Consider the following 24,951-nt stretch of genomic DNA (forward strand, 5'->3'; position numbering starts at 1 on the left):
CCGCCTCGGGAGGCCGGCCGACAGGAGGAAAAAATGCTTACCACCAAGGAAGCCGTCACCGGTGCCTCGATCAAGAAGGCGATCGAAAGCCGCGACGGGCCGATGCTGTCCAGTTTCTACGCCGACGACGCGCTGGTGCGGGTCATCGACCGTAACAACCCGCCCAGCAAGCCGCGCGAAATCCGCGGCCGCGCGGCGATCACCACCTTCTGGGACGACATCTGCAGCCGCGCGATGAGCCATCGCGTCGACCTGACAATTGCGCAAGGCGACAACCTCGCCTTCTCGCAGGACTGCGCCTACCCGGACGGCACCAAGGTCTTCTGCGCTGCGATGCTGGAACTCAAGGACGGCAAGATCGCGCAGCAGACCGTCGTGCAGGCCTGGGACGAGTGATCGGATGCGGGCGAATGGTCGCCCGCCAGATGGGAGGAAGCCATGTTCGTCGCACGCTGGAAGATCGATGCCCGCTTCGGGCACAAGCAAAGCGCCATCGATCTGTTGCGCCAATGGGAACGGGAAATCGGTCCGCAGGCCGGAACCGACAAGATGGCCATGCAGATCCTGACCGGATCGATCGGCGCCAAGGAAGCCACAATCGAGGTCAACCACAACGTCGAAAGCCTGGCGCAGATCGAAGAGATGTTCGCCAAGCTGTCCAAGATCGACGCCCATGCACAATGGGGCAAGAAGCTCGAGCCGTTCGTCGTCTCAGGCTCGTCCTACTGGAACTTCTATCGCGTGATCCAGGGCTGAGGCTGCCACAACCCGATCGAAGGCAGTGCCCGGCGGCAGGTTGCCTGTTGCCGGGCACCGGCCGTCATGGGTGCGTCTCGCCCGAGGGATGGTCCTTGTCCTCCCCTCGCGCGCTGTGGCGCAGGGCTACGAGAAAGACGATCTCGGCGACGACGACGATGGCGATGATGCGAAAGCCGATGGTCACCGGGTCGTGGTCGCTGTCGCGCATCATATAGCCGCCAATCAGGAAGGCTGCGTTCCAGATGAAGGCGCCGGTCATGGTGGCGATCGCGAAGGGCACGAACGGTAGCCTGAGCACGCCTGCCTCGAGCGCGAGATAGGTCCGCGCCACCGGCACCAGCTGGGCGATCAGCGATGCGCGGAAGTTGTTGCGGCGATAAGCCACCGTCAGCCGCTGATAGGTGGCGTGCTTGAGGAAGATGTATTTGCCGAACCGTCGTACCGCTGCATCGGCGCGATCGGGCCCCAGCCAGTTGCCGCCGGTGTACCAGATCATCGATCCCAAGGTCGAACCGAAAGTCGTCGCAAACATCAACGCGACAAGCGTCGAAACGTCCGGTGCAGCCGTCATGCCGAGGAACAGCAGCAGCACATGCGATGGCGGAACAGGCGAGACCTTCTCGGTAAAGGCAAGACATGCCGCGCCGAGCAGGCCGAAGCCCAGGAAAGATGGAATCATGAAAAGCGCCAGTCGTAACTCTTTGCCGGCTTCATCCTTGTGATCCGATAAACAGCTGCCGGCGGCAGGTTGCGGAAGGTATGGCCAATGCGCGTCACTTCGAGATCGAGCCTGTCGAGAAGCGGCTGATCAATAGGGCACCGGAAGCCGTATGTGAATAGGTACATCGCCCCCTCGGGCCGGAGATTGGCGAAAATACCTTCCAGAATGGAGAGCGTCTGGCGTGGCGGGATCGCCAGGAAGGGCAGGCCGCTGACAGCCGCGCCAGCGATCGGGCCGTCATAGATCGGCCGGTAGCGCAGATCGGCCGCATCCATTTCCAGCACCCGCGACTTGGGGAAGCGGCACCTGAGCAAATGGGCGAAATCGCTGTTGAATTCGATCAGCGTCATGTCGCTTTCCCTGACGCCGCGCGCCAGCATGGCGCGGGTGAACGGGCCGGTGCCGGCGCCGAGTTCGAGGACCGGTCCGGTCTCGGGGCCAAGCTCCTGGGTCATCAGCGTCGCCAGGCTGGAGCTGGACGGCGCAATCGAGGCGACCTTGAGTGGCGCGGTGGCCCATGCCATGAGAAAGGATAAAGTGTCATTTGCGGCCATTGCGAACCTCTTTCGAAATCGTCTGCCGGCGAATCGGTCGCCTGCCTTTAGCGAAAGCTGTTTGAGGCCGCTGGATTGCACATGCATTGCGACAAAGCCTGAGAACCGGGCATTTCGGCGGCTGCACTCGGTCCTGGCCTTTATTGCGCAATGCTTCTGCAATGTTGAGGGAATAGCCGGGCGGCACCGAGGGGCCCTTCGAGGACTGAAATGCGCATACTGCTTGTGGAAGACGAGCCAGAACTGGCTTCGGCTTTGAAGACGGCGTTGCGGCGATACGACATGGTGGTGGATCACGCCGCATCGCTGCTGGAGGCTGGCGACTTTGCCGCCAGCGAGAACTACGACGCGATCCTGCTTGACCGGCAGTTGCCCGACGGCGACGGCCTGACGCTGGTGCCGAAGATCCGCGCGCGCGGCAACGCAACACCGGTGCTGGTGCTGACGGCACGCAGCGACACCTCCGACAAGGTCGACGGGCTCGACATGGGCGCCGACGACTATCTGGCCAAGCCCTTCGCCTTCGAGGAGCTGCTGGCGCGGTTGCGCGCGCTGTTGCGCCGGCCGGCCAATGTGCAGACGCAGGTCATCCGTGCCGGCGACCTGTCCTTCGATCTCGGCCATCGCGAGGTCATGGTCCGCGGCGAGCCGCTGACGCTGCCGCGCCGTGAGCTGCTGGTGCTGGAAGCGCTGTTGCGTCGGACGGGCCGCATGGTGCAACGTTCGTCGCTGATGGAAGCAGTGTTCGGCCTCGACGACGAGATCCAGTCCAATGCGCTCGACACCCATGTGTCGCGGCTCCGGCGCAAGCTGGCCGAGGCCGACGGCAAGGTCGAGATCAACGGTGTGCGTGGCGTCGGCTACCTGCTGCGCGAGATTTCATGAGACTGGCGCGCCTGCTTTTCTACATCCAGCGCTTCTTCCGGCCGCGCTCGCTGAAGTGGCAGCTGGTGTGGCGCCTGGTGGTGTTGCAGGTCGTTCTGCTGACGCTGATGATCGTTATCCTGCTCGCCGGGCTGACCATCGCCGGCGTGATCCCGGACAATTATGAGGGTCGCGCGATCGACGTGTTGCGCAAGACCGTGCGCAAGGACGACGCCGGCAAGCTGACGCTCAAGGAAGGACCACTGCTCGCCGGATTGCGCGCTGAGGTGCCAAACCTCTGGTTCATCGTGCGAGACACGGAAGGCAACAAGATCTCCGAAGGCGAGGTGCCCCGCCTGCTGATCGACATTCCTTCTTCGCTCGACTACATCAACGATGCGACTTTCGTGAAGCAGTTTGGCGGCACGCAGACGTCGGCGACCGTCCAATGGGCAGATACCGCGGCTGGTCGCGTGCAGATTTTCACTGGCGCGCAGGGTGAGTTTCACTACATGGCTCTGGTGTCGATAACCCCGGAGCTGTTCACCGACATCATTCTGCCCGTCGGCGGCGTCATGGGCCTGGCGACCTTGATCGTCATTCCCCTTGTCGTGCGCAATGCCTTCAAGGGTATGCGGCGCGCTGCCACTCTCGCCGAGAAGATCGACGTCGAAGAACGCGGCGTCCGCCTGCCAATCGAGGCAATCCCAACCGAAATCGCGCCGCTGGTGAAGGCCGTCAACGGCGCGCTCGACCGTCTCGACAAGGGCTACGAGCGGCACAAACGCTTCCTGATCGACGCCGCGCATGAGCTGCGGACGCCGGTCGCCATCCTCAACACGCGCATCACCTCGCTGCCGGCGACGCCCGAACGGGCGCGGCTGCTGCAGGACACGGCGCGGCTGTCGACGCTGACGGACCAGCTTCTCGACATCCAGCGGCTCGGCCGGCAGACACAGCAATTCACCCGCTTCGACCTGGTGGCGGTGGCCCGTGGGGTCGTCGTCGACCTGGCGCCGATGGCCTTTGCCGCCGGCTACGAGATGTCGTTCGAACCGGCACGCGGCGAGCTGTTTGCCAATGGCGACCGCACCGCCGTCGAGCGCGCCATCACCAATCTCGTCCAGAATGCCATCGAGCACGGCGGCAATGCCGGCAGGATCACCATCGGCGTCAACAGCCCGGCCACGATCGAGGTTTCGGACGAGGGCGACGGCGTGCCGGCGGCGGAACGGGAGAAGATCTTCGAGCCGTTTTATCGCCTGCGCCCGCGCGGCCATGGCGCCGGCCTCGGACTTAACCTCGTACACGAGATCATGCAGATCCATGGCGGCCGCATCGAGCTCGCCGGCAGCGACAGGAAAGGCGCCTGCTTCAAGCTGGTCTTCGCGCAGGCCTGAGGTCTGGTTCAACGCCCCGCGATAGTGAGCTGAGCCCCGGCGTCGGCCAGGGCTTGGGCAAGGTCGTCGGATGGCTGCTTGTCAGTGACGAGCTCGGTAAAGCCCTGGAAGCCGCATACCTGGACCAGGCCCTTGCGGCCGAACTTGCTGTGGTCGGTGACGACCACCGAACGCTGGCCGCGCGCCAGCACGACGCGGGCGAACTCAGCCTCCTCGAGATTGTAGTCCATGATGCCGATTTCGGCATCGACAGCACCGGCCGAGATCACCGCATGGGCGACGGCGAAGCGGCTGACGAACTCGATCGCCGAGATGCCGAAGGCCGCACCACTGTCGCTGCGCAACTCGCCGCCGGCCATGTAGACCTTGTTGCCGTTCACCGTCGCCAGCGTACGGGCGATGTCGGAGGAGTTGGTCACCACCGTCAGGCGGCGATGGCCGAGAAGCTCGCGCGCCAGGTAGCTTGTCGTCGTGCCAGTATCGAGCATGACCGACTCGCCGTCATGGATGGTGGCGGCGACAGTCCTGGCGATGGCGCGCTTGGCGTCGGCATTGTCGCGCATGCGCCGCTCGAAAGGCGCTTCGCCGACGACCGAAGGAAGGCCGATGGCGCCGTGCATCTTGAGGATCGAGCCACCGTCGGCAAGCGGCTTGACGTCGCGGCGCACGGTTTCCAGCGAGACGCCAAGCTTGTCGGCGAGGTCTGCGATGGTGATCGTACCCTCATCCTCGAGCAGGCGCAGGATTTCGCTGTGGCGCTTGGAGTGATTCATCTTGCAGACCTGTTAGGAGACGTACAATGGCTTGACTTGTTTCGTGGCATGATGGCCGTTCCTTGACCAAAATTCCACATTCATCGGTCAAAAAAACACATAAAACCTCAAACACTCGTTGACAACGTGCATTACGCTGCGTGACACTCATGCAGTGACCTGGCAGGAGCCGCCGTCGCCAATGCCGTGCGGGCCTTCGGGTATACCAAAAAGAAACAACATCTTCAGAGGGTGATCAGGAGGCACGACATGTTCGCGCGCAACAAGGTTTTGCAGTCCGCAGCGATAGCACTGACGCTGTCTGCTGCGTTTGCCATGGCACCGGCCACGGCACAGGAATCCGCTGACCCGATCAAGCTGACACTACACGACTGGACCGGTCAGTTGATCACCACCGAGATCATGGGCGAAGTGCTGAAGAAGGCCGGATACAACATTGAATATGTCCAGGCCGACTATCTCGCTCAGTTTGCCGGGCTTGAAGCCGGCGACCTGCATGTGGCGATGGAGATGTGGGAAACCACCGGACGCGACGCAATGGACGCGGCGACGGCAACCGGCAAGGTCGAGAACATCGGCCCGACCGGCATGAAGGCCAAGGAAGAATGGTGGTTCCCCGAATACATGAAGGAGAAGTGCCCGGGCCTTCCCAATTGGGAGGCACTGAAGGAAGCGTCGTGCGCCGAGGCATTCTCCACCGCTGAAACCGCCCCAAAGGGGCGCTACCTCGGCGGCCCCGTCACCTGGGGCGGCTTCGACGATGAGCGTGTGCAGGCGCTCGACCTGCCCTTCGAAGTAATCCATGCCGGCACCGACGCCGCACTGTTTGCCGAACTCGAAAGCGCCTATCAGCGGCAGGCGCCGATCATGCTGTGGATCTACGCACCGCACTGGGCGCCGGCCAAATACAAGGGAGAATGGGTCGAATTCCCAGCCTATACCAAGGAATGCTACGAGGACCCGAAATGGGGCTCGAATGCCGCAGCCCAATATGATTGCGGCAAGCCTTTCGGCGAAATCTGGAAAGTCGGCTGGTCAGGCGTCAAGGACAAATGGCCTGGCGCCTATGCGGCGATCAAGGCGTTCACGATCGACAATGACGAGATGGGCGCGATGATCACAAAGGTCGACCTCGACGGAAAGAGCGTCAGCGACGTGGTAGCGGAGTGGATGGGCGCTAACGAAGCCCGCTGGTCCGGCTGGATCAAGAAATAGACCGCATTCCCGCCTCGGGCGGAACGAATGACTCGCGTCCCCTTCGGCCCCATGGCCGAAGGGCAGATTTCCCGCAAGCATTGTCAGCCGGGTCGATGAACGATAGCCAACCTAAACTCGTCTGCCGCAATGTCTGGAAGCTGTTCGGCTCCGGCGCGCGCGATTTCCTGCGAGCGAGAGAGCCGGCATCGGTCACCGGCGACGATCTTGTGAAAGCAGGCCTCGTCGGCGCGGTACGCAACGTCAATCTCGAGGTCCGTGACGGCGAGATCTTCGTCATCATGGGGCTGTCGGGCTCTGGCAAGTCGACCCTGGTGCGCTGCCTGTCGCGCCTGGTCGAGCCGACCTCAGGCGAAATCCTGTTCAACGGCGAAAACCTGCTCGCCGCCGACGAAGCCCGGATGATCGAAATCCGCCGCCACCAGATGGGCATGGTGTTCCAGCAATTCGCTTTGCTGCCGCATTTGACGGTGCTTGCGAATGTGGCCTTTCCGCTAGAGGTTCAGGGCGTCAAGCGGCAGAAACGGGAGCAACTGGCGCGCCGCATGGTTGAACTTGTCGGCCTGTCTGGCAAGGAAGGTGTCTTCCCGCGCGAACTCTCCGGCGGCCAGCAGCAGCGAGTCGGCATTGCCAGGTCGCTGGCAGTGGAACCGGAGCTTTGGTTCCTCGATGAGCCCTTCTCGGCGCTCGACCCGCTCATTCGGCGCGAAATGCAGGACGAGTTCATTCGCCTGCAATCGGTACTGAACAAGACAATCGTTTTCATCACCCACGATTTCGACGAGGCGATCAGGCTGGCCGACCGCATCGCCATCATGAAGGATGGGGCCGTCGTGCAGATCGGCACGCCCGAGGACATCGTGCTTGCCCCGGCCACCGATTATGTCGCCGAGTTCACCCGCAACGTCCCGAAAGCCAAGGTGATCAAGGCGCAATCGATCATGAAACCGGTACAAGGCGCGCAGCCGAAAACATCTGTGCCGGCGCGGGCCACCGTGTCGGAAGCCGTCGCACTTTTCGACGGTTCCAACGAGTGCGTCGGTGTCATCGACGAAGCAGGCAACATGTTGGGCCAACTGCTTCGAACCGACGTCGTCGACGTGCTGATGCGGGGATGACGATGACCGCCCCGGCCAACTCCAGCGTCGAAGCTGCCGCCGGTCCAATTGGCTTGCCGCGCGGGCTCATTCCCTGGATCGTCGCTGCCGGCGCCTTCATCGTGCTTTGGCGGTTTGGCGGGGCCTATGACTGGGCCTTCGAATATCCCAGTGCAGCGATCATCCCCGCTGGACGATGGATCGGCGATTTCATGAAATGGCTAGTCAATGAGGCGCATTTCGGACTGTTCAGCTTCAAGGACCTGACCCGGTTCATTGCTGCCCTGATCGACCTGCCTTACCGCTGCGCGCTCAGCCTGCTGGCGACCGGCTTTCTCAAAGGCCAGGGCTCAGGCGCGGTCCAGATTTTGCCACCGCTGTCATGGGTCGCAGTGACCGCGACCATTGGCCTGATCGGCTTTCATGCCGGAGGCCGCAAGCTCGCGACACTGGTGGTCCTGTGCTTTGGCTTCTTGGCAGCCTTCGGCCAATGGCAGAGCGCAATGGCAACGCTCGCCTCGATCCTGGTTGCGGTGCCGATCGGGGTGATTGGCGGGCTGCTGCTTGGCATTGCTGCCTATCGCTGGCACTGGTTCGAACGGGCACTCACCCCAGTGCTCGACCTGATGCAAACCATTCCGGTCTTTGCCTACCTGGTGCCGATCCTGTTCCTGTTCGGTTTCGGGCCGACAGCGGCAGTGGTGGCGACGGTGATCTACGCGATGCCGCCGATGACCCGCATTGCCACGCTCGCGCTGCGCGCGGTGCCTTCCGACACGCTCGACCTTGGCAGGATGATCGGCTGCACGCGCCGGCAGATGACATGGCGTGTGCTTGTGCCATCGGCCAAGGACAGCCTGATGGTCGGCGTCAACCAGGTGATCATGCTGTCGCTAAATATGGTGATCATCGCCTCGATGATCGGCGCCGGAGGCCTCGGCTTCGATGTTCTGGCGGCGTTGCGGCGCCTCGACATCGGCGCTGGCCTGGAGGCTGGACTTGCCATCGTCGCACTGGCGATCGCGCTCGACCGTTTGAGCCAGGCGTTTGCCGCGCGCGCCGGCACAATGACGCCGCCCGCCGTGTCGACCAGCCTCCCGGCTCGTCATCCCTACATCGTGGCGGCATTGGCAATGATCGTTCTGGCCGGTGTTGCCGGTCTCGCCATGCCGGCACTGCAAACCTATCCGCCGGCGCTCCAGCTCTCGACCGGCTCGTTCTGGTCGAATGTCGTCGGCTGGATCAACGTCAACTACTTCGATACGCTGGAAGCGGCCAAGAACGCAGTTCTGCTGAACATACTGGTGCCGCTCAAGCGACTGCTGCTCGGACTGCCCTGGGCGGGAGTGACAGCACTCCTGGCCTTCGCCGGCTATCGCCTCGGTGGCCTTCGCCTGGCAATGCTGACCGGCGCGCTTGCCTTCCTGATCGCCGCCACGGGCCAGTGGGAAAAGGCGATGATCACGGTCTATCTGTGCGGAATATCCGTCGTTCTGGCTTGCCTGATCGGCGTTCCCATCGGCATCGCCGCTGCCCAGCGCGACAGGCTGTGGAACTGGGTGCAGGTGATCATCGACACACTGCAGACGCTGCCATCCTTCGTCTACCTGATGCCGGCGGTGATGCTGTTCCGTGTCGGCGACTTCACCGCCATGATTGCGGTGGTGGCATATGCGATCTCTCCGGCAATTCGCTACACCGTGCATGGCCTGCGCAAGGTCGATCCGCGCCTGATCGAAGCCGGCACCGCAATGGGCTGCACGCAATGGCAATTGCTGACCAGGATCAAGATCAAGCTGGCGCTGCCCGAAATCATGTTGGGGCTAAACCAGACCATCATGTTTGCCCTGTCGATGCTTGTGATCACGGCGCTCGTCGGCACTCGGGATCTTGGCCAGGAGGTCTACATCGCCCTGACCAAGGCCGATACTGGACGCGGGCTTGTTGCTGGTCTGGCGGTGGCCTTCATCGCCATCATTGCCGACCGGCTGATCTCGGCCGGGGCCGCTCGGACAAAGGCACGGCTGGGATTGGAGTAAGGGGATGGCTGCGTTGACAACAATGGACCGCATTCGCGCCCTGCCCCTGTGGAACGGGACGCTGACAATTGCGCCACTCAAGGGCGGCATCAGCAACGAGAGCTGGCTGGTCGAAGACGGCAACGGCCGCCATGTCGTCCGCTTCGGCCAGGACTATCCGTTCCATCACGTCTTCCGCGACCGCGAGGCGATGGTGGCGCGTGCGGCCCATGAGGCCGGTTTTGCACCGGAGCTGCGCTATGCCGCGCCTGGCGTCATGGTCAGCGCGTTCCTCGGCGCCAAGACCTATGGCGCCGACGATGTGCGGGCCAATGCCGGACGCATCGCCCACTTGGTCAAGCGCTTCCATGACGAGATGCCCCGCCATGTCTCCGGCGCGGGCTTCATGTTCTGGGCCTTCCACGTCATCCGTGACTATGCCCGCACGCTGGCCGCCGGCAACAGCCGGATGTGTCAGGAACTGGCGCGCTATCTCGACCTGGCCGACAAGCTGGAAAAGGCGCAAGCGCCGCTGCCGATCATTTTCAGCCACAACGACCTGCTGCCGGCCAACTTCCTCGACGACGGCTCGAGGCTTTGGCTCATCGACTTCGAATATGCCGGTTTCTCGACCGCGATGTTCGACCTTGCCGGTACCGCCTCCAATGCCGGCATGACGGCGGAGGAGTCGGACGAGCTTCTGACCGTCTATTTCGGCGGCAGACCCGACCAGGCGATCCGGCGCTCGCACCAGGCCATGCAATGCGCCTCGCTGCTGCGCGAGGCGATGTGGAGCATGGTCTCGGAACTGTACCTCACCGCCCCGGGCAGCGATTACGTCGCCTACACCGCCGAGAACCTCGAAAAATTCAAGGCGGCGCTCGAAACCTACCAGAACCAGTACGGGAAACTGTAGCTATGGCCCTCCCCTCGCACGCGCAGATCGTCGTCATCGGCGGCGGCATCATCGGCTGCTCGACGGCTTATCACCTGGCACGCGACCACAAGGCCGACGTGATCCTGCTCGAACAGGGCAAGTTGACCTCGGGTTCGACCTGGCACGCGGCGGGCCTGGTAGGACAGTTGCGCTCGTCGGCCTCGATCACGCGGGTGCTGAAATATTCGGTCGAGCTCTACAAGGGGCTGGAGGCCGAGACCGGGCTTGCCACCGGCTGGAAGATGACCGGTTGCCTCAGGCTTGCCACCAACCAGGACCGCTGGACAGAATACAAGCGGCTGGCGACGACCGCCAAGAGTTTCGGCATGGACATGCAGCTGGTGTCGCCGGAAGAGGTCAAGCGCATGTGGCCGTTGATGGACACCTCGGACCTGGCAGGGGCGTCATGGCTGCCGACCGACGGCCAGGCGAGCCCCTCCGACATCACCCAGTCGCTGGCCAAGGGCGCGCGCATGCATGGCGCCAAACTGTTCGAAAACGTGCACGTCACCGGCTTCGAGATGAAGGACGGTCGCATCCTCAAGGTGAAGACCGATCAGGGCGACGTTGCCTGCGACAAGGTGGTGAACTGCGCTGGCCAATGGGCGCGGCAGGTCGGTGCGATGGCCGGCATCAACGTGCCTCTGCAGCCCGTCAAGCACCAATACATCATCACCGAGAAGCTGCCCGGCCTCGCCACCGACGCGCCGACGCTGCGCGACCCCGACCGTCGCACCTATTTCAAGGAAGAGGTTGGAGGGCTTGTCATGGGCGGCTACGAGCCAAACCCGCAGGGCTGGACCACCGATGACGTGCCCAACGACTGGGAATTCCGCCTGTTCGACGACGATTTCGATCATTTCGAGCAGCATATGGTGCAGGCGATCGAACGTGTGCCCGGACTGGCCGATGTCGGCGTCAAGCAGATGATCAATGGGCCGGAAAGCTTCACGCCCGACGGCAATTTCATCCTTGGCGTGGCGCCTGAATGCTCGAACATGTTCGTCGGCGCCGGCTTCAACGCCTTCGGCATCGCCTCGGGCGGCGGCGCCGGCTGGGTGCTGGCGCAATGGGTGGTCGACGGCGAGGCGCCGCTCGACCTCTGGGTGGTCGACATCAGGCGCTTCTCAGGCCTGCACCGCGACCGGCAATGGGTGTCAGACCGCACGCTCGAGGCCTATGGCAAGCACTACACGATCGGCTATCCGCACGAGGAATATGCCAGCGGCCGGCCCTATATCGTGTCGCCGCTCTATGAGCGGCTGAAGAAGCACCGTGCCGTGTTCGGCTCCAAGCTCGGCTGGGAGCGGCCCAACTGGTTCGCCCCGGAAGGCGTAGAGCCAAAGGACGTCTACGCCATGGGCCGGCAGAACTGGTTCGCGACGGTCGGCGATGAACACCGGCATGTGCGCGAGGCGGTGGGCGTGTTCGACCAGTCGTCCTTCGCCAAATACGAGATGATTGGCAAGGACGCGCAGAAAGCGCTCGACTTCATCTGCGCCAATGACGTGTCGAAGCCCGTGGGACGCCTGACCTACACGCAGCTCTTGAACACGCGCGGCGGCATCGAGGCCGACCTCACCGTTGCCCGGCTGGCCGACGACAAATTCTACATCGTCACCGGCACCGGCTTCCGCACCCACGATCTCGCCTGGATCAGCGACCACATCCCGTCTGGATATGACGCGAAGCTGGTCGACGTGACCGAGCAGTTCGGCACGTTGTCATTGATGGGGCCGAATGCGCGGAGGGTGCTCGAAGCGGTCACTGCTGCCGACGTCTCCAACGCGGCCTTCCCCTTCGGCCATGTCAGAGAGGTCGCCATCGCCGGTGCGACCGTACGGGCGCTGCGCGTGACCTATGTCGGCGAGCTCGGCTGGGAGCTGCATGTGCCGATCGGCGCCACCGGTGAGGTGTTCGACGCGCTGATGGCGGCGGGCCAGCCTCACGGCATCCGCCCTGTCGGCTACCGCGCGCTGGAATCGCTGCGCCTGGAAAAGGGCTATCGCGCCTGGGGTTCCGACATCACCCCCAACGACACACCATTCGAAGCCGGGCTCGGCTGGGCGGTGAAGCTCAGGAAAGACACCGACTTCCTCGGTCGCAAGGCGCTGGAGAAGCTCGGCGACGCGGCGCTGACCAAGCGGCTTGCCTGCTTTACCGTCGACGACAAGAATGTCGTGCTTGTCGGTCGAGAGACGATCCTGCGCGACGGCCAGCCGGTCGGCTACCTCACCAGCGGCGGCTATGGCTACACGGTCGGCGAGAACATCGGCTTCGGCTATGTCAGAAATACCGGCGGCGTCGACGACGCCTTCCTTGCAGGTGGCAGCTACGAGCTTGTCGTTGCCATGGAGCGCGTGCCGGCGAAGATCCATATGGAGCCGCTGTTCGATCCGGCAGCGGCAAGGGTGAAGGCGTAGCTGCGACCGGCAAAGCCAGAATCGATCCTCGGAAAAGGTCGTGCGCGGTCCCAAGGTCCCGCCCACCCCGAGGCGCCATGCTCGCCAAAAAGCCATGATCAACCTTATCAACGGTCGCCAATGACGACAGACAAGGAAAAGACCATGGCGCGACTGACAGGTACGGTGATGCGGGCGACCGCTCTTGGGCCCCTGCTGTTCCTGGCCGCCTGCCAGACTGCAGCCAACATTGCCGGCGACGGATCCGGTGCGTCGTCGACCGGCGTCACCTACCTGCAGACCATCCGCTCCGAGCATGGCCTGCCGCCGCTGAGCCCTGACTCGACGCTTGAGCGCGCCGCCCTGCAGCAAGCCGCCTACATGGCGCGCAGCGGCAAGATGGAGCACACCACCGGCTGGGGCAAGGATTTCGCGGCGCGCATGAAGGATGGCGGCGTCGAGGGCGCCGCGGCCGAAAACATCGCCCATGGCGGCATGGAGCCGGCCAAGCTGTTCTCGATGTGGATGAACTCGGCGGGCCACCGCCGCAACATGCTCGACCCGCGCTTCGGCAAATTCGGCCTCGCCTATGTGCGCGAGAGCAAAGGCAGCGACAAGCGCTATTGGGCGCTGGTGCTGGGGCGGTAGGTCTATCCCCCCTCTCCACAAGGGGGAGGTATCCGAACATCTTACCGCCGATGACACCTCATTGCCGAGAGCAGGCCGACGTCCCCCCGCTTCTGGGGAGAGGCTAAACCCGCTATTGGTGAAGGAGCTAAACTTGTCAGTGTACGCTGGTCGGCACCGTCTCGGGTTCGGCCTTGTCGACCACCTTCTGGCGGTGGAAGATGAATAGGCCGGCGATGACGATGATCGCCGAGCCGATCAGGATTTGCGCATCCGGATAGTCGCCGAAGAAGGCGATGCCCATGACCACGGCCCAGATCAGCAGTGTGTATTGCAGCGGCGCAAGCAGCGAGGCGGGCGCGAGCTTGAGGGCGCGGGTGATCAGCAGATGTGCCGCGCAGGCGACGACACCGAGCAACAGCATGGCCGACCAGTCGATGGCGCTTGCCGGCTGCCAGTCGGAGGCGGCAAGGACGCCGCCCATGATCAGCGCGCCTACCGTCTGCCAGGTCACCAGCGTCGTGTCGTTGGTGGCGCGCAGCTTGCGGCTGAGGATCAGGCTGATGGCAAAGGACATGCTGCCGACAACGGCAAACAGCGACGGCCAGGACAGCGACGCCGACGACGGGCGGAGCGCGATGACCACGCCGCAAAAGCCAAGCACGATGGCCAGCCAGCGGCGCCAGCCGACCTTTTCGCCGAGGAAGAAGTGCGACAGCGCGGCGATGTAGATCGGGCCGGCCATGTAGAAGGTCATGACGTCGGCCAGCGGCAGATAGGCGACGGCGGCGTAGAAAAAGGCGGTGTCGGCGGTGGCGAGCACGACACGCAACACCTGCAGGCCGGGGCGCTCGACATTGGTCAGCGGACCGAGCCCCTGCCTGTAGATCATCGGGCCAAGAATGATGAAGGCGCCGATCGAGCGGATGAACAGCACCTGTCCGACCGAGAAGCTCTCGACCAGCCATTTGCCCATCGCATCGTTGAGCGCGAACATGAAGTCGCCCAGCAACATGAGGAGGATGCCCGCAAGAACCATGTTGTTCTTCGGGAGGGCCAGGGCTTGTCTAAACGTCATGGTGCCAATCCGCCGGGCGACGGGCCCGGATTGAGGCTATCTATGCGCTTGAAAGAGCAATGGCGAGGGCAATCTGGCCTGGACCATGCGTTGCCCTGTCGCAGTACCAGCGGTTACGGCTTCGGCGCGACGACGATCGGGCGATAGACCACGACAGGCCGGTTCCAGTCGTCGAACGACGACTTGCTCTGGCGGAACTCGGCGCGGCGATCGAGCTCGATGCGCTGCAGGCACTCGGCGAAGGCGTCGTTGCGCTTGGTGAAGCCGTAGGAGCGGCAATTGTCTTCGTCGCGGGCGCGCTGTTCTTCCGCCGACACGCAGCCGGCAAGCAAAGCTGCCACGAAAACCAGGAAAACCGACCTCGACAACATGACCTGCTCCTTCCGCGACGCCGCGAATCTTGAGTTCTGTTGTAGACTTTTTTGTGACTGGCTGCCACGCCCCAGAGCAGGTCAATTCGCCTGCGGCGGCACCACATGGCGACGGTTGATGCTTGCCGGACGTCCGCTGATGGACAGCACGGTTTCGCGCTTCGGGCGCTCGGCCACGACCTTGCCCTTGGCGACAACGCACAATCGTTCGGCACGCAGGCGCACCGCTTCGATCGGGTTGCCGGCGTCGAGCACGACGAGGCTTGCGGTCTTGCCGACTTCGAGCCCGAAATGGTCGAGCCTCATGATCTCGGCATTCACCTTGGTCACCATGTCGAAGCAGCGGCGCATGTCGGCAGGCGAAGACATCTGGGCGACGTGCAGGCCCATGAAGGCGACGTCGAGCATGTCGGCAGTGCCGAGCGAATACCAGGGGTCGAGCACGCAGTCCTGGCCCCAGCCGACGCGGATGCCTGCCTTCAGCATTTCCGGCACGCGGGTCATGCCGCGGCGCTTGGGATAGGTGTCGTGGCGCCCCTGCAGCATGATGTTGATGAGCGGGTTGGGGATCGCCGACACGCCGGCTTCCGCAATCAGCGGCAAAAGCTTCGAGACGTAATAATTGTCCATGGAGTGCATCGATGTCAGGTGCGAACCGGCCACCCTGCCCTGCAGGCCGAGACGCTGGGTCTCGTAGGCCAACTGCTCGATGTGGCGCGACAGCGGGTCGTCTGTTTCATCGCAATGCAGGTCGACCATCAGTCCGCGCGCTGCCGCGATCTCGCAGAGTTCGGTCACCGAGCGCGTGCCGTCGGCCATTGTGCGCTCGAAATGCGGAATGCCGCCGACCACATCGACACCCATGTCGAGGGCGCGGATGGTGTTGGCGCGTGCATTGGGCGAGCGATAGAGCCCGTCCTGCGGGAAGGCGACGAGTTGCAGGTCGATATAGGGCGCGATCTGCTTCTTGACCTCAAGCAAGGCTTCGACGGCAAGCAGGCGGTCGTCGCAGGTGTCGACATGGGTGCGAATGGCGAGCAGGCCCATCGACACGGCCCAATCGCAATAGGCGAGTGCGCGTTCCTTGACAGCCTCATGGGTGAGCAGCGGCTTGAGTTCGCCCCACAACGAGATGCCTTCGAGCAGCGTGCCCGAAGCGTTGATGCGCGGCAGGCCGTAGGACAGGGTCGCGTCCATGTGGAAATGCGGATCGACGAAGGGCTGTGTGACGAGGTTGCCGGAAGCGTCGACGACGTTCCTGGCCGCTGCGTCGATTTTCGGCTCGATGGCAGCGATCCTGTCGCCCTTGATGCCAATATCGGCGACGGTTCCATCGGGCAGCGTACCGCCCTTGACGATCAGGTCGAAGCTCATCTCTCGCCTTTCTGGTAGGGGATCATCAGCGCTTTCGGATAGGTAGCGCGGCGCGCCACCAGGATCAGGGCCAGGATCGACAGCGCATAGGGCATCATCAGGAACAGCTGGTAAGGCACGACGCCGCCCGACATCTGCTGCAGGCGCACCTGATAGGCGTCGAAGGCGGCAAACAGGATGGCGCCGATCAGCGCCTTGCCCGGCCGCCACGAGCCGAACACCACGAGTGCGATGCAGATCCAGCCACGGCCGTTGATCATCTCGAAGAAGAACGAGTTGAACGCCGACATTGTGAGGAAGGCGCCGCCGACGGCCATCAGCGCGCTGCCGACCACCACCGCGCCCATGCGGATGCCGGTGACCGAGATGCCCTGCGCTTCCACGGCCGCCGGGTTTTCGCCGGCGGCGCGGACGGCAAGGCCAACGGGTGTTCGGTAGAGCACCCAGGCAACGACGGCGACGGTGAGGAAGGCGAGATAGGTCAGCGGCGTCTGCGAAAACAGCGCTTCGCCGACGATGGGGATCTTGGACAGACCAGGGATCGGCAATGGCTGGAATGGCTCGATCTTGGGCGGCGAGGTTACCTCAGGCAGCGCCAGGCGATAGGTGAAATAGGTGAGGCTGGTGGCGAGCAGCGTGACACCGATGCCGACGACATGCTGCGACAGGCCGAGCGGCACGGTCAGCGTCGCATGCAACAAGCCGAACATGGCCCCCGCCAGGGCCGCTACAAGAACGCCGGTCCACAGGTCGCCGCCGGCATAGACGGTGAACCAACCGGCGAAGGCTCCGGCGGTCATGATGCCTTCGATGCCGAGATTGAGCACGCCGGCGCGCTCGCAGATCAGCTCGCCCATGGTGGCGAAGATCAGCGGCGAAGCAATGCGGATGGCGGCGACCCAGAAAGAGGCGGTGAAGAGGATTTCAAGCGCATCCATCAGAGAGCTCTCCGCCTCGATACCAAACAACGCTGGCGCTCGACGTTGCCCCCCTCTGGCCTGCCGGCCATCTCCCCCTCAAGGGGGGAGATCAGGCCGTCGCCAGCGCCTCGCACAATCGTTCGCCTCGGAACGGAAACTCCGTGTCTGCCAAAGCACCCCGGGAAACAAAAGGAACTGGTGTGGCGTCGATGCGACTGATCTCTCCCCTTGTGAGGGAGATGGCCGGCAGGCGAGGCGCGAAGGATCACAGCGATCATCACCTCCACCTCACCCTGAAGCGCGTCAGCAGGATCGCTACCACCATCGTCAAGAGCGACGTGGCGACCATGACGTCGGCGATGTAGCTCGGCACCTTGGCAACACGGCTCATGGCATCGGCGCCGACGAAGATGCCGGCGACGAAGATGGCCGAGGCAATCACGCCGAGCGGGTTCAGCATTGCCAGCATGGCAACGACGATGCCCGAGTAGCCGTAGCCCGGCGACAGGTCGAGCGTCAGGTTGCCCTTGAGGCCCGAGACCTCGGAGAAGCCGGCGAGCGCCGCGAGGCCGCCCGACAGGAGTGCCGTCTTCATCAGCACGAGATTGACGGGAATGCCGACGAAGCGCGCGCCTTCGGGGTTGTGGCCGACGGCGCGCATCTCGTAGCCGAGCACGGTCTTCTTCATGATGACCCAGACGACAATGGCCGAGACGATGGCGATGACGAAGCCATAATGCAGGCGCTTGCCCTGGATGATGCGCGGCAGCTGCGCCTCGGCGATGACCTTCTGCGACTGCGGCCAGCCCAGCCCCATCGGGTCCTTGAGCACGCCTTCGAGCAGCATCGACACGAACAGCAGCACGATGAAGTTGAGCAGCAGCGTAGTCACAACCTCGTCGACGCCGAAGCGGGTCTTCAGCACGGCGGGTCCGAGCAGCAGCAACGCGCCCGCGGCCATGACGGCGACCATGATGATAGGGATGAGAATGGGCGCGGGCAGCGGCAGCGCGCCGGTGCCGAGCACCACGGTGACGATGCCGCCGACATAGAGCTGCGCCTCGGCCCCGATGTTCCAGAGCTTGGCCCGGAAGGCGACGGCAACGGCAAGCCCGGTAAAGATCAGCGGCGTCGCGCGCGTCAGGGTTTCCAGGAGCGCGAACTGCGAACCAGCCGCACCCTTGGCAACGAGGTAGAACACCGACAGCGGCGACGCACCGGCGACGAGCACCAGCAACGACGTGATGAGCAGCGTGGCGACGATCGCCGCCAGCGGGAACAATAGCGTGACCGCCAGTGATGGCGCGGGTTTGGGCTCAAGCCGCATGGGTCTGCTCCGTGGCCCGAGATGTTTGCGGGACAGCACCCCCCTCTGTCCTGCCGGACATCTCCCCCGCAAGGGGGGAGATTGGCTGCGGCGCCGACCGCGACCGCCCTGCTGGCTTGCAAGGACCAGCATTGCGACGTTGGTGACTGGCTGTGGCGCTAATGGGAGCATGATCTCCCCCCTTGCGGGGGAGATGTCCGGCAGGACAGAGAGGGGTGGCGTGGAGTGCCTCTCGTTCCATGCTCACGCTGCCTGCCCTTCTTCGCCATGTCCGGCCATCAGTTCACCCAGTTCGCGGATCGTCCGTTCACCGCGCGCCGATGGCGCGGACAACCTGCCCTTGGACATCACGACGATGTGGTCGGAAAGCGCCAGGATTTCCTCCAGGTCCTCCGAGATCAGCAGCACCGCCGCGCCGCGCTCACGCGCGGCGAGCAGCATGCGGTGGACATAAGCGACGGCGCCGACGTCGAGGCCGCGCGTCGGCTGGCTGGCGAGGATAACCGCCGGTTCGGGGTCGAGCGCGCGGCCGAGGATCAGCTTCTGCATGTTGCCGCCCGAAAGCAGGCGGATGCGCGCCTCGGGCGATGGGCATTTGACGTCGTAGTCGGCGATGATCTCCTCGGCGAAGCGGCGCGCCGCCGTCCAGTCGAGGAAGCCCATGCGGCTGAAACGTGAGCTGCCATAACGCTCGGCGATGACATTTTCGGTAACGCTCATGTCGCCGATCGTGCCGACGGCATGGCGGTCCTCGGGGATGCGGGCGATGCCATGGCCGAGGGCGGCGCGCGGGGACCAGTCGCCAACCGCGTGGCCGGCGATGGAAATCGCGCCGCCGGTCGGGCGCTGGGTGCCTGACATGAGTGCGGCGAGCGCTGCCTGCCCGTTGCCGGAAACACCGGCAAGGCCGGTGATCTCGCCGGCGTTGAGTGTCAGCGACACCTCGTCGAGGCCGGCGCCGTTATGGCGCGCCGTCGAGACGCGGTCGAGTGCCAGCAGGGCCGCACCTGCATGGACCGGACTGACCTCTGCCGGCTTGACCTCTTGGCCGACCATGAGCGCGGCAAGTTCCTTGCGGTCGGTCGATTTCGTCTCCCGTTCGCCGGCGAGCCGGCCGGCGCGCAGCACCAGCACGCGATCACTGACGGCCATCACCTCATGAAGTTTGTGGGAGATGAAGATGATCGAAAGGCCCTTGGCGACGAGCAGCTTCAGCGTGCGGAACAGCGCGTCGGTCTCGGCCGGCGTCAGCACTGCCGTCGGCTCGTCGAGGATCAGCACATGGGCGTCGCGGTAGAGCGCTTTGAGGATCTCGACGCGCTGGCGCTCCCCCACCGACAGTGTGGCCACGGTAGCCGCAGGATCGACGGTCAGGCCGAAATCAGCGGACAACTGTTCGATGCGACGGCGCGCGGCTGCCCTGTCGAGCCTGGCTCGCCACAGGCCCTGGGTGCCCAGCGCGATATTCTCCAGCACGGTCATGTTGTCGGCGAGGGTGAAATGCTGGTGCACCATCCCGATGCCGGCATCGAGGGCCGCGCGTGGATCGCCCGGCGGCAGCAGCTTGCCGAACGCCTCGACAGTGCCTTCGTCGGCAACATAGTGGCCGAACAGGATGTTCATCAACGTCGTCTTGCCGGCGCCGTTCTCGCCGAGCAGCGCGATCACCTCGCCGCGCTTCAGCTCAAAGGAAATGGCGTCGTTGGCCGTCAGCGGGCCGAAACGCTTGGTGATGCCGGAGAGGCGAAGGACGATGCTGGGCTCAGTTGTCATGAAGCGGCGACGGCAGCTGGAGGTCCCTTCTCCCCGCCTGCGGGGAGAAGGTGGCCCGAAGGGCCGGATGATGGGCAGTGCCGAAATCGGAGAGGATACGTTGCCCCTCATCGTCCTGTCGGCATCTTCTCCCTCGTAAACGGGGGGAGAAGAACGCTGTCATCAGCTCGACTTCGGCTCGGCGTCGTTGATCTCGACAGTGAACGAGCCGTCCTTGATCGCCTTTTCTTTCTCGGCGACCTTGGCCTTGATCTCGTCAGGCACCTTGCCCTCGAAGGTGCCAAGCGGCGCAAGCGACGAGCCGCCGTTCTTCATGAAGGAGTAGACGCCATAGTCGTCGGCCTTGAAGGTGCCGGCTTTCACTTCCGCGATCGCCTTGTCGAGCGTCGGCTCGAAGTGCCAGAGTGCGGAGGCGACCACCGTTTCGGGATAGTCGGCCTGAGTGTCGATGACGTTTCCGATGGCCAGCACTTTCTTTTCCTTGGCGGCGTCAGACACGCCGAAACGCTCGGCGTAGAGCAGGTCGGCACCGCCATCGATCTGGGCGAAGGCGGTTTCCTTGGCCTTGGGCGGATCGAACCACGAGCCGATGAAGGCGACCTGGAATTTGGTGTCTGGCGCCACTTCCTTCACGCCCGCCATGAAGGCGTTCATCAGGCGGTTGACCTCTGGGATCGGATAGCCGCCAACCATGCCGATGTTTTTCGACTTGGTCATCGCGCCGGCAACGAGGCCCGAGAGATAGGACGCATCCTGGATGTAGTTGTCGAACACCGAGAAATTCGGCACGGCTGCATCGGGCTTGAAGCTCGAGCCCATCAGGAAGGCGACGTCGGGGTAGTCCTTGGCGACTGCGCGGGCAGCATCCTCGACGCCGAAGACCTCGCCGACGATCAGCTTGTGGCCGGCCTCGCAATATTCGCGCATGACGCGCTCATAGTCGTTGTTGGCGGTGTTTTCCGAATAGACATATTCGATGTCGCCACGATCCTTGGCGGCGTTGGCCGCCTTGTGGATGCGGCTGACCCACTGCTGCTCGACCGGGACGGTGTAGATGGCCGCGACTTTGATCGGGTCGGCGGCGAAAAGCCGGCCGGGCAAGCCCACGGCCGCGACCGCGGCGGAAGCACCCGCGGCCTTGATCAACGTGCGTCTGGAAATGCCTGAATTTTTGGAGCTGCTGTGCATACGATCCACCTCTGGCTGGTTTTGGTCTTTTTTGGCGAAGGCGACTTTTTATCGTTTGGTCAACGGTATGCGAAATCGCCGGAAGCGGCAATCTGCGGTAGCCGGCTGTCCACTGGGCCATGGATGCTGCGACAGTAAGCCCGGAGCCTAAGATCAACGACAGTTCCCCTTCGCGGAGAGCTGCATTATACAGGCCGGCGCGGGGGATTAGCGCCCAAAGGACTTATTGATTTGCCTCGATTTTTTCGTCCGTCGCAGAATCATCTCCTAATCTGGAGACTGGTCAGGGAGTCGTTCCGCCAGCATGCGCTTGGCTACGGCATCGCCATCGTTGCGATGCTTGTGGTGGCCGCCATGACGGCGGCCAGCGCCTGGATCATGCAGGACATCACCAACGAATTCGTCATCGGCAAGGATATCAACCGCGTCTACATGATCGCGGCGATGGTTGCGGGGATCTTCATCCTCAAGGGTGTCGCGACCTTCGTGCAGGCATTTTTCCTGAGCCGCGTCGGCAACTCGATCATCGCCGACCGCCAGCGCAAGATCTATGACCGCATCCTGGCGCAGGGCATTTCCTTCTACCATTCGATCCCTTCGGCCGACCTGATCACCCGCGTCACGCACAATGCGCAGGCGGCGCGCGTTGTGCTCGACGTCATCGTCACCTCGTTCGTGCGCGACCTGTTTTCGCTGATCGGTCTCATAGCCGTGATGGTCTACCAGCAGCCGGTGCTGTCGCTGGTCGCTTTCATCGTCGGGCCGATCGCCATCTTCGGCGTCAACCTGATCCTGCGCCGCGTGCGCAAGATCATGGAGGCCGAATTCATGTCGCTGGCCCAGATCGTGCAGGTGATGCAGGAAACGACCATCGGCGTCAGGATCGTCAAGTCGTTCAACCTGGAAGCGACGATGCGAGTCCGCATGCATCGCGCCGTCTCCGACGTCGAAAGGCGCGCCAACTCCATCGCGGCCCTCGAAGCCGGTACCAGCCCGATCATGGAGACGCTTGCCGGCCTTGCCATCGCCGGCGTCGTGCTGGTCAGCGGTTATCTGGTCGTCCAGGGCGGCCAAACCCCGGGCAGCATCATGTCCTTCATCACCGCGCTTCTGCTGGCCTACGAGCCGGCCAAGCGGTTGGCCCGCTTCCGTGTCTCGCTGGAAGCGGGTCTGGTTGGCGTGCGCATGATGTTCGAACTCACCGACCGTCCGCTGACGCTTGCGGAAAAGCCGGGCGCAGAGGCTCTCGTGCCCGGTTCCGGCAAGATCGAGCTCAAGGACGTCAGCTTTTCCTATGCCGACGGCGAACCGGTGCTGCGCGATCTCGACCTCACCTTCCCGCCCGGCAAGATGACGGCGCTGGTCGGCCCTTCGGGCAGCGGCAAGTCAACGATCATGAACCTGATCATGCGCATGTACGACCCCAGCAGCGGCCAGGTGCTGTTCGACGGCCAGGACATCGCCCATGCCACACTGCATTCGGTCCGCGACCGCATCGCCTATGTCAGCCAGGACACGTTCCTGTTCTCCGGCACGATCATGCACAACATCCGCCTTGGCCGCGACGGCGCCAGCGATGAAGAGGTGATCGCAGCCGCCAAGGCGGCCAACGCGCATGACTTCATCATGGCGCTCAAGGGCGGCTATGACACGCAGGTCGGCGAAAACGGCGCCCTGCTCTCTGGTGGCCAGAAGCAGCGCCTGTCGATTGCCCGCGCAATTCTTCGCGATGCCAATGTTCTGCTGCTCGACGAAGCCACCAGCGCACTCGATGCCGAGTCCGAAGCGCTGTTCCGCGAGGCGCTGGAGAAACTCTCATCCGGCCGCACGACGATTGCCATCGCGCACCGCCTGTCGACCGTTCACCAGGCCGACAACATCGTGGTGATGCAGGACGGCAAGGCCGTCGAGCAGGGTCGCCATGCCGACCTGATCGAGGCCGAAGGCCTCTATCGCAGGCTCTACGAATTCCAGCTGATGGACTGAATAGACTGCACACAGCCGAAAAAAGAAGCCGCGCCCGGCAGCCGGGCGCGGCCTTTTCGTTGCGGCCGCCCTCAATCGATACGGATGAACACGCCCTTGGTGTTGAGGTATTCGTCGAGATGATCAGTGCCGCCCTCGCGGCCGTAGCCGCTCATCTTGTAGCCGCCGAACGGCACCGCCGGGTCGATCGCGTGATAGGTGTTGACCCATACCGAGCCGGCCTGCAGCCGTCGTGACAGCTGGTGGGCAGTGGCGAGGTCGCGGGTGAAAACGCCGGCGGCGAGGCCGTATGGAGTGTCGTTGGCGCGCCGCACCACCTCGTCGAGTGTGTCGAACGGCAGGGCCGAGATAACCGGTCCGAAAATCTCCTCGCGCGCAATGCGCATGGTGTCGGAGACGCCAGCGAAGACGGTGGGGGCGACGAAGTTTCCTGCAGCCAGCGCGCCTTGCGACAGCCTGGTGCCACCGACGACGAGCCGCGCGCCCTCCTCCGAACCGGCGCGCAGAAAGCCCTCGACGCGCTGCAGCTGGCGGAGCGAAATCAGCGGGCCGATCTCGGTCTCGGGGTCGATGCCGTTGCCAATGCGCAAGCCGGTTGCATAGGCGGCCAGCCGCGCGACGAACTCGTCGTGGATCTGTCGCGCGACAAACAGCCTGGAGCCGGCGATGCAGATCTGGCCGGAATTGGCGAAGACAGACATGGCGGCAACCGGCACCGCGCGCTCGAGATCGGCATCAGTGCAGACGATGACCGGCGACTTGCCGCCGAGCTCAAGCGACACGCGCTTGAGGTTGCCGGCCGAGGCGCGGACAATGCTCTGGCCGGTGGCCGTCGACCCGGTAAAGACGATCTTGTCGACGCCCATATGCTCGGCGAGCGGCGCGCCGGCCTCGGTGCCGGTGCCGGTAACGATGTTGACGACGCCGTCGGGGACACCAGCCTCGGCCATCAGTTCGGCGATCAGAAGCGGGGTCAGCGGCGCCTCCTCCGACGGCTTCAGCACAACCGTGCAACCGGTGGCCAATGCCGGGCCGATCTTCCAGACCGACGCTGCGGTCGGCGCGTTCCACGGGATGATGGCGCCAACGACCCCGATCGGCTCCTTGCGGGTGTAGGAGACGATGTCGCCGGCAAGCGAGTTGTCGATGGTCTGGCCGTGCAGCGCCGTCGCCATGCCGGCATAATAGCGCAGCATGCCAAGGACGCGGTTGGCATTGCCCCGAGCACGCGCGATGGGCAGGCCCATGTCGGTGGTGTCGGAAACGCAGATCTCTTCCCAATGGCGCTCGAACAGCTCGGCGACCCTGAGCAGAAGCTTCTGCCGCTCATGCGGCTTGAAACGGCTCCATGGACCATCAAACGCATTGCGCGCAGCGGCGACGGCGCGCTCGATATCCTTCTTGCCGGCGCGCGGCACCGTGGCGATGACGACGCCGGTGGCAGGATTGCGCGTTTCCATCGTCTGGCCGGACGCCGCCTCTACCCAGGCGCCACCGATGAACATGCGGCGATGGCTGCCGTCGAGCAAATGACGGGGCTGGGCAGTTGTCATGGCTTGGCTCCTCG

General features: G+C 63.8%; 22 protein-coding genes. 11 read left to right on the forward strand and 11 right to left on the reverse strand.

The window, feature by feature from the left end; translation table 11 throughout:
* The first annotated feature begins 33 nt into the window (after positions 1-33).
* Positions 34-396: a nuclear transport factor 2 family protein gene (locus SLT36_RS27430; RefSeq protein ID WP_432285116.1), complete on the forward strand. Its 363-nt coding sequence runs from the start codon at positions 34-36 to the stop codon at positions 394-396.
* Positions 397-438: 42 nt separating this feature from the next.
* Complete coding sequence (locus SLT36_RS27435; RefSeq protein ID WP_067965566.1) at positions 439-756, forward strand: hypothetical protein; 318 nt, start codon at positions 439-441, stop codon at positions 754-756.
* 64 nt (positions 757-820) lie between these two features.
* Here SLT36_RS27435 and SLT36_RS27440 read toward each other — a convergent pair whose 3' ends face one another.
* Together SLT36_RS27440 and SLT36_RS27445 are read right to left on the reverse strand one after the other, a co-directional pair.
* A complete protein-coding gene (locus SLT36_RS27440) occupies positions 821-1,438 on the reverse strand; it encodes a DedA family protein (RefSeq protein WP_432285117.1) in 618 nt (205 codons plus the stop codon).
* On the reverse strand, positions 1,435-2,034 hold the full coding sequence (locus SLT36_RS27445) for a class I SAM-dependent methyltransferase (protein WP_432285118.1): 600 nt from the start codon (positions 2,032-2,034) through the stop codon (positions 1,435-1,437). The genes SLT36_RS27440 and SLT36_RS27445 overlap by 4 nt, the downstream gene beginning before the upstream one ends.
* Before the next feature lie 210 nt (positions 2,035-2,244).
* On the opposite strand from SLT36_RS27445, the gene SLT36_RS27450 reads away from it, so the two are divergent.
* Both SLT36_RS27450 and SLT36_RS27455 read left to right on the forward strand, forming a co-directional pair.
* Positions 2,245-2,919, forward strand: coding sequence for a response regulator transcription factor (locus SLT36_RS27450; RefSeq protein ID WP_067965571.1), 675 nt, complete (start codon positions 2,245-2,247; stop codon positions 2,917-2,919).
* Entirely contained in the window at positions 2,916-4,298 is a 1,383-nt protein-coding gene (locus SLT36_RS27455) for a sensor histidine kinase (protein WP_432285119.1), read from the forward strand. Before SLT36_RS27450 ends, SLT36_RS27455 begins: the two co-directional genes overlap by 4 nt.
* An 8-nt stretch (positions 4,299-4,306) precedes the next feature.
* Here the strand turns inward: SLT36_RS27455 and SLT36_RS27460 are convergent, their stop codons facing one another.
* Positions 4,307-5,071, reverse strand: coding sequence for a DeoR/GlpR family DNA-binding transcription regulator (locus SLT36_RS27460; protein WP_432285120.1), 765 nt, complete (start codon positions 5,069-5,071; stop codon positions 4,307-4,309).
* A 249-nt stretch (positions 5,072-5,320) separates the two neighbouring features.
* Here SLT36_RS27460 and SLT36_RS27465 point away from each other — a divergent pair, with 249 nt between their 5' ends.
* The 6 genes from SLT36_RS27465 (at position 5,321) to SLT36_RS27490 (ending at position 13,388) form a co-directional block, all read left to right on the forward strand.
* Entirely contained in the window at positions 5,321-6,286 is a 966-nt protein-coding gene (locus tag SLT36_RS27465; RefSeq protein ID WP_067965577.1) for an ABC transporter substrate-binding protein, read from the forward strand.
* A gap of 95 nt (positions 6,287-6,381) precedes the next feature.
* Entirely contained in the window at positions 6,382-7,404 is a 1,023-nt protein-coding gene (locus tag SLT36_RS27470; RefSeq protein WP_067965579.1) for a quaternary amine ABC transporter ATP-binding protein, read from the forward strand.
* A complete protein-coding gene (locus SLT36_RS27475) occupies positions 7,401-9,422 on the forward strand; it encodes an ABC transporter permease (protein ID WP_432285121.1) in 2,022 nt (673 codons plus the stop codon). Before SLT36_RS27470 ends, SLT36_RS27475 begins: the two co-directional genes overlap by 4 nt.
* A gap of 13 nt (positions 9,423-9,435) precedes the next feature.
* Complete coding sequence (locus SLT36_RS27480) at positions 9,436-10,317, forward strand: phosphotransferase (protein ID WP_432288516.1); 882 nt, start codon at positions 9,436-9,438, stop codon at positions 10,315-10,317.
* Between the two features lie 2 nt (positions 10,318-10,319).
* Positions 10,320-12,761, forward strand: coding sequence for a GcvT family protein (locus tag SLT36_RS27485; RefSeq protein ID WP_432285122.1), 2,442 nt, complete (start codon positions 10,320-10,322; stop codon positions 12,759-12,761).
* A 144-nt stretch (positions 12,762-12,905) separates the two neighbouring features.
* Positions 12,906-13,388 carry a CAP domain-containing protein gene (locus SLT36_RS27490; RefSeq protein ID WP_432285123.1) on the forward strand — a complete coding sequence of 161 codons (483 nt, stop codon included), beginning with the start codon at positions 12,906-12,908 and terminating at the stop codon, positions 13,386-13,388.
* 136 nt (positions 13,389-13,524) lie between these two features.
* Here SLT36_RS27490 and SLT36_RS27495 read toward each other — a convergent pair whose 3' ends face one another.
* The 7 genes from SLT36_RS27495 to SLT36_RS27525 all read right to left on the reverse strand — a co-directional run bounded on the left by SLT36_RS27495 (position 13,525) and on the right by SLT36_RS27525 (position 21,398).
* The gene (locus SLT36_RS27495; RefSeq protein ID WP_432285124.1) at positions 13,525-14,445 is read right to left on the reverse strand and encodes a DMT family transporter; all 921 of its coding nucleotides are present in this window, start codon (positions 14,443-14,445) and stop codon (positions 13,525-13,527) included.
* 113 nt (positions 14,446-14,558) lie between these two features.
* Positions 14,559-14,816 (reverse strand): hypothetical protein, encoded by a 258-nt coding sequence (locus SLT36_RS27500; RefSeq protein ID WP_432285125.1) that lies wholly within the window; start codon positions 14,814-14,816, stop codon positions 14,559-14,561.
* A gap of 81 nt (positions 14,817-14,897) precedes the next feature.
* The gene (locus tag SLT36_RS27505; protein ID WP_432285126.1) at positions 14,898-16,190 is read right to left on the reverse strand and encodes an amidohydrolase family protein; all 1,293 of its coding nucleotides are present in this window, start codon (positions 16,188-16,190) and stop codon (positions 14,898-14,900) included.
* On the reverse strand, positions 16,187-17,128 hold the full coding sequence (locus SLT36_RS27510; protein ID WP_432285127.1) for an ABC transporter permease: 942 nt from the start codon (positions 17,126-17,128) through the stop codon (positions 16,187-16,189). The genes SLT36_RS27505 and SLT36_RS27510 overlap by 4 nt, the downstream gene beginning before the upstream one ends.
* A gap of 259 nt (positions 17,129-17,387) precedes the next feature.
* Positions 17,388-18,437, reverse strand: coding sequence for an ABC transporter permease (locus tag SLT36_RS27515; RefSeq protein ID WP_432285128.1), 1,050 nt, complete (start codon positions 18,435-18,437; stop codon positions 17,388-17,390).
* Between the two features lie 243 nt (positions 18,438-18,680).
* Positions 18,681-20,210 carry an ABC transporter ATP-binding protein gene (locus SLT36_RS27520; RefSeq protein ID WP_432285129.1) on the reverse strand — a complete coding sequence of 510 codons (1,530 nt, stop codon included), beginning with the start codon at positions 20,208-20,210 and terminating at the stop codon, positions 18,681-18,683.
* A gap of 162 nt (positions 20,211-20,372) precedes the next feature.
* The gene (locus SLT36_RS27525) at positions 20,373-21,398 is read right to left on the reverse strand and encodes a BMP family protein (protein WP_432285130.1); all 1,026 of its coding nucleotides are present in this window, start codon (positions 21,396-21,398) and stop codon (positions 20,373-20,375) included.
* Positions 21,399-21,776: 378 nt separating this feature from the next.
* Between SLT36_RS27525 and SLT36_RS27530 the strand changes: the two genes are divergently transcribed.
* Entirely contained in the window at positions 21,777-23,384 is a 1,608-nt protein-coding gene (locus SLT36_RS27530) for an ABC transporter ATP-binding protein (protein ID WP_371818659.1), read from the forward strand.
* 71 nt (positions 23,385-23,455) lie between these two features.
* On the opposite strand, the gene SLT36_RS27535 is transcribed toward SLT36_RS27530, so the two are convergent.
* Entirely contained in the window at positions 23,456-24,937 is a 1,482-nt protein-coding gene (locus tag SLT36_RS27535; RefSeq protein ID WP_432285131.1) for an aldehyde dehydrogenase family protein, read from the reverse strand.
* Between the last annotated feature and the right edge of the window lie 14 nt (positions 24,938-24,951).

This window comes from Aminobacter sp. BA135, from assembly GCF_050859125.1.
GTDB lineage: Bacteria > Pseudomonadota > Alphaproteobacteria > Rhizobiales > Rhizobiaceae > Aminobacter > Aminobacter ciceronei.